This window comes from Pseudophaeobacter profundi, assembly GCF_029697505.1.
In the GTDB taxonomy this organism is placed as follows: Bacteria; Pseudomonadota; Alphaproteobacteria; order Rhodobacterales; family Rhodobacteraceae; genus Pseudophaeobacter; species Pseudophaeobacter profundi.
The window spans coordinates 1-278 of sequence record NZ_JARJEF010000209.1; the positions used below are offsets into that span (position 1 = coordinate 1).

At 59.4% G+C, this 278-nt stretch carries 1 protein-coding gene; it reads right to left on the bottom strand.

Translation table 11 applies throughout. From position 1 onward, the window contains the following. On the bottom strand, nucleotides 1–220 hold a 220-nt coding region (locus P2081_RS20775; protein WP_278924684.1), incomplete at its 3' end, for a hypothetical protein. Nucleotides 221–278: the final 58 nt, after the last annotated feature.

Sequence of the window (278 nt, forward strand, 5' to 3'; positions counted from 1 at the left end):
TGGAGAAGAGTTGCTCCTCGCTGGACTGGCCGAAGCGCTGGTAGAGGACGCCGAACTTGAAGTTAGACACGAGAACGTGCTCATCGTAGTCCGCGATCAGCTCGGAGGCTCGCGGACACAACACTGGCTGCAGGCTGGACACTGTCAGCTGCTCGTTTAACAGCTTGACCATGTTGTGTGGTGCGGACGTGGCGACACTGGACGGCACCAGCTCGTGCATGGTCCCCGTCTGCAGCCTCAGCAACAGTCGAGTGTGTTCCTGGGACGCCACATTCTCA